This is a genomic window from Streptomyces sp. (assembly GCF_035563135.1).
GTDB lineage: Bacteria > Actinomycetota > Actinomycetes > Streptomycetales > Streptomycetaceae > Streptomyces.
Map to the genome: position 1 here is coordinate 1 of NZ_DATMVN010000240.1, position 4,174 is coordinate 4,174.

Annotated in this window: 5 protein-coding genes; all 5 read left to right on the plus strand. The window is 69.5% G+C overall.

All coding sequences use genetic code 11. The annotated features are described in order from the left end of the window. Window positions 1–751 (plus strand): ATP-binding cassette domain-containing protein (locus tag VN520_RS10435; RefSeq protein WP_325746588.1); only part of this gene is annotated, 751 nt, incomplete at its 5' end. After that, window positions 748–1,533 carry an ABC transporter permease gene (locus VN520_RS10440; protein ID WP_325746589.1) on the plus strand — a complete coding sequence of 262 codons (786 nt, stop codon included), beginning with the start codon at window positions 748–750 and terminating at the stop codon, window positions 1,531–1,533. The genes VN520_RS10435 and VN520_RS10440, both read left to right, overlap by 4 nt. Before the next feature lie 257 nt (window positions 1,534–1,790). Then, window positions 1,791–2,612: a helix-turn-helix transcriptional regulator gene (locus tag VN520_RS10445; RefSeq protein ID WP_325746590.1), complete on the plus strand. Its 822-nt coding sequence runs from the start codon at window positions 1,791–1,793 to the stop codon at window positions 2,610–2,612. Further along, complete coding sequence (locus tag VN520_RS10450; protein ID WP_325746591.1) at window positions 2,612–2,854, plus strand: DUF397 domain-containing protein; 243 nt, start codon at window positions 2,612–2,614, stop codon at window positions 2,852–2,854. The genes VN520_RS10445 and VN520_RS10450 overlap by 1 nt, the downstream gene beginning before the upstream one ends. Window positions 2,855–3,068: 214 nt before the next feature. Continuing rightward, window positions 3,069–4,174, plus strand: a 1,106-nt coding sequence (locus VN520_RS10455; protein WP_325746592.1) for a TetR/AcrR family transcriptional regulator, incomplete at its 3' end; no start/stop codon positions are given.

The window sequence follows — 4,174 nt, forward strand, 5'->3', positions numbered from 1 at the left end:
GCGTGCCGGGATCGGTGTCACGGGGCAGTTCTCCGCGGTGGACGGTCTGATCACCGGTGAGGAGAACATGCTCCTGATGGCGGATCTGCACCACCTGCCCAGACAGGAGGGACGGCGGGTGGCCGCCGAGCTGCTGGAGCGCTTCGAGCTGACCGAGGCGGCGAAGAAGCCCGCCTCCACCTACTCCGGCGGCATGAAGCGCCGCCTGGACATCGCCATGACCCTGGTCGGCAACCCACGCATCATCTTCCTGGACGAACCCACCACCGGCCTCGACCCCCGCTCCCGGCACACCATGTGGAACATCATCCGCGAACTCGTCACCAGCGGCGTCACCGTCTTCCTCACCACCCAGTACCTCGAAGAAGCCGACCAGCTCGCCGACCGCATCGCCGTACTCCACCACGGCAGGATCGCCGCCCAAGGCACCGCCGAACAACTCAAGCGCCTCATCCCCGGCGGCCACCTCCGCCTCCGCTTCACCGACCCCGACACCTACCGCAACGCCGCCTCCACCCTGGACGAGACCACACGCGACGACGAAGCACTCACCCTGAAGATCCCCAGCGACGGCAGCCAACGCGACCTGCGCACCCTCCTCGACCGCCTGGACACCGCCAACATCGAGGCCGACGAACTCACCATCCACACCCCCGACCTCGACGACGTCTTCTTCGCCCTCACCAGCACCCCGACCACCCAGATCACCCAGACCACCCAGCCCGCCCCGACCAAGGAGAACGCCCGATGAGCACCCTCACCCTCGCCGCACGCGACTCCGCCACCATGCTGCGCCGCAACCTCCTGCACGCCCGGCGCTACCCCTCCCTCACCCTCAACCTCCTGCTCACCCCCGTCATGCTGCTCCTGCTCTTCGTCTACATCTTCGGCGACACCATGAGCACGGGCATCGGCGGCGGAGACCGCTCCGCCTACATCGCCTACCTCGTGCCCGGCATCCTGCTCATGACCATCGGCTCCACCGTGGTCGGAACCGCCGTCTCCGTCTCCACCGACATGAACGAAGGCATCATCGCCCGCTTCCGCACCATGGCCATCCACCGCCCGTCGATACTCGTCGGACACGTCATCGGCAGCGTCCTGCAAGCCGTCATCAGCGTGGTCCTCGTCGGCGCCATCGCCGCAGCCATGGGCTTCCGCTCCACGGACGCCACCCCCCTGGAGTGGACCGCAGCACTGGGACTGCTGGCACTGGTCTCCCTGGCCTTCACCTGGATCGCGGTCGGCATGGGCCTGGGCAGCCCGAACGCCGAGGCGGCCAGCAACAACGCCATGCCCCTGATCCTGCTGCCCCTCATCTCCAGCGCCTTCACCCCGGTCGACTCGATGCCCGGCTGGTTCCAGCCGATCGCCGAGTACCAGCCCTTCACCCCCGCCATCGAAACCCTGCGCGGACTCCTCCTCGGCACCGGGATCGGCCACAACGGGTGGCTCACCATCGCCTGGTGCCTGGGCCTCGCGGCACTCGGCTACTTCTGGTCGAAGGCCCAGTTCAACCGCGACCCGAAGTAATCGACATGACAGCGGGCCGGCTCCCGCACCTCGTGCCACCCCAGGGCGGCGTACCCCGACACCACGTCGGCGTACGCCGCCCCGTTCGTGTGCGGCACGCTTCCGTACGCCGAGGGCGCCACGCCTTCCGCTCCCGGTCGACCACGGCACGGTTGTCGCTCTCCGCGCATACGCTTGAGCAGTGAGTGAGGACGTACAGATTTCCTGTACGGGCCGCGCATGCGTGAAGCACGTACGAGGGCGGGGAGTCCGACCGTATGCACCCCAAGAAGCGGCAGCGCAAGAACGCGTCCGCCATGAAGCTCGTCGGCAAACTGGTCGGCCTGTTCCGCAACGCGGCAGGCCTGACCCAGACCCAACTGGCGGACCGGGCCGCCGTCCAGACGGAAACGATCGCCTCCATCGAACAGGGCCGCCGCTCCCTCCTGCCCGACCTGGCCCGCCGCCTGGACGAGCTCCTGGACACGAAGGGAGCGCTGGAGACGGCGGTGGACAACATGCCGGAGGTGGACCTGATCCCGGTGTGGGCGGAGACCTTTCTCGACCTGGAGCGTGAGGCGCTGGCCCTGTCCTTCTATGAGAACCAAGTGCTGCCCGGCCTGCTCCAGAGGGAGGATTACGCCCGCGCGGTCTTCGGCAGCCGAGTGCCCGCCTTCTCCGAAGACGGGATCAACGCCCAGGTGGCCACGCGATTGGGAAGGCAGGCCATCCTCCGCAGCAGCACCCCGCCCACCGTCAGCTTCATCATTGCCGAAGCAGTACTACTGGACCGACTGGGTGGCGACAAGGTGCGGAGGAACGCGCTGCGACATCTGCGGCAGTGCTCATCGCTGCCGGGCATCACTCTTCAGATCATGCCGATCGGTCGGCAATCGCACGCCGCTCTCGACGGCCCGTTCGTACTCCTGGAGACTCCGGACCATCAACGCCTCGGGTATGCCGAGACCCAACGTGGCAGTCAGCTCATTTCCGACCCTGGCGAGGTCAGCATCCTGACTCAGAGATATGCGATGCTGCGGACGCAAGCCCTCAACGCTGAAGACACCATGGGCCTGCTGGATCGGATGCTAGGAGACTGATGAGCACCGCACTGAAGTGGTTCAAGTCGAGCTACAGCGGGAGTGACGGCGGCAACTGCCTCGAAGTCGCCTACGACTGGCGCAAGTCCAGCTACAGCGGGAGCGAAGGCGGCCAGTGCATCGAGGTCGCCGCACACCCCTCCGCGATCCACATCCGCGACTCCAAGAACCCCGAAGGCCCCACCTTCACCGTCGCCCCCGCCACCTGGTCGGCCTTCGCCGCATACGCCGCCGGGAGCTGACCCCAGGGCCGCCCCGGCCGTCGTCGGCGTCGCCTTCGTCGTGTCCATGACCCTCGTGGACCGGCCCTGAACCGGGTGACGGCGGACCTGGTCACGCGGGCGTGATCCGGGATGCGCGGGCCGCCCGGTCCGCGTACGGGAGAGCCCGAGGCCCCCGGGCGCCGTGTGGTTGACTGATCCGCATGGCCCCGTCCCCGCACCCGTCCGTCCGGCTGTGACCGCCGGTCCGACCGCGGCTGCTCGGCCCCGCAACCGCAGGCAGCTCATCGTCGAGGCGGCCGGCCGGGTCTTCAGCGAGCGTGGCTATCACGCGGCGTCCATGGAGATGATCGCCGCCGGTGTGGGCATCACCGCGGCGGCCCTGTACCGGCACTTCCCCAACAAGTACGCGCTGTTCGCCGAATGCGCCGACCTCATGGCGGACCGGCTCGTCACCGTGCTCGACGAGGTGCCGTCCGGGGCGCCCCTGGCGGACGTGCTCACCGCCGTCACCCGGGTCAGCGTCGCGCATCGCGCATCGGGCGGCGTGTACCGCTGGGAGGCCCGGTACCTCGACCGCGAGGACCGCCGGCTTCTCAGGGCGAAGTTCGGGCACGTCGTCGGGCGGGTCGACGAGGCCGTGCAGCGCGAATACCCGCTGCCCGACGGGCGCCTGCGGGCCGCGGCAGCCCTCGGTGCGATCGGGTCCATCGCGATGCATCACACCTCGATCGCTCAACGCCGCGCCGAGGAACTGCTGGTGGCGTCGGCGTTGCGCGTGGCCGCGACCGATCCCGCGGCGGCCCGGAGCAGCGCCCGCGCCGTCGAACTGCCCACCCAGCCGGTGCCGCGCACGCGGCGCGCGGAGATCCTCGCGGCCGCCGTCCCGCTGTTCGCGCGGGACGGGTTCGCCAGTGTCACGAACGGGCAGATCGCGGAGGCGGTGGGGCTGGCCCCGTCGGCGCTCTACCGCCACTACTCCGGCAAGGTCGACATCCTGGCGGCGGCGTGCCTGCAGGCTGCGGGACTTCTGGCCCAGGGGGTGGACCAGAACCTTCACGAGGTGTCCGGGCCGCGCGACGCCATCGTCGCGCTGACGGCGACGTACGTGGCCTACAGCTTCGAGTACACCGCGCTCAACAGCGTCGCCGAAGCCGAGCTCGCGGGCCTGCCGGCCGGCCTGCGGCAGCCCTTGGTCCTCGCACAGCGGGAACACATCGCCGTCTGGGAGCAGCAGCTGCGGCTGGCCCGTCCGGAGCTGGATCCGCGCCAGGCCCGGGTGCTGGTGCACGCCGGCTTCGGCGTGGCGGTCGAGGCCGGCCGCGGACTGCGGTGGCAGGA

Bases quoted from the DNA above. Each gene is read 5' to 3' on its own strand.
- VN520_RS10440 (WP_325746589.1), top strand. From the start codon at position 748: ATGAGCACCCTCACCCTCGCCGCACGCGACTCCGCCACCATGCTGCGC.
- VN520_RS10445 (WP_325746590.1), top strand. From the start codon at position 1,791: ATGCACCCCAAGAAGCGGCAGCGCAAGAACGCGTCCGCCATGAAGCTC.
- VN520_RS10450 (WP_325746591.1), top strand. From the start codon at position 2,612: ATGAGCACCGCACTGAAGTGGTTCAAGTCGAGCTACAGCGGGAGTGAC.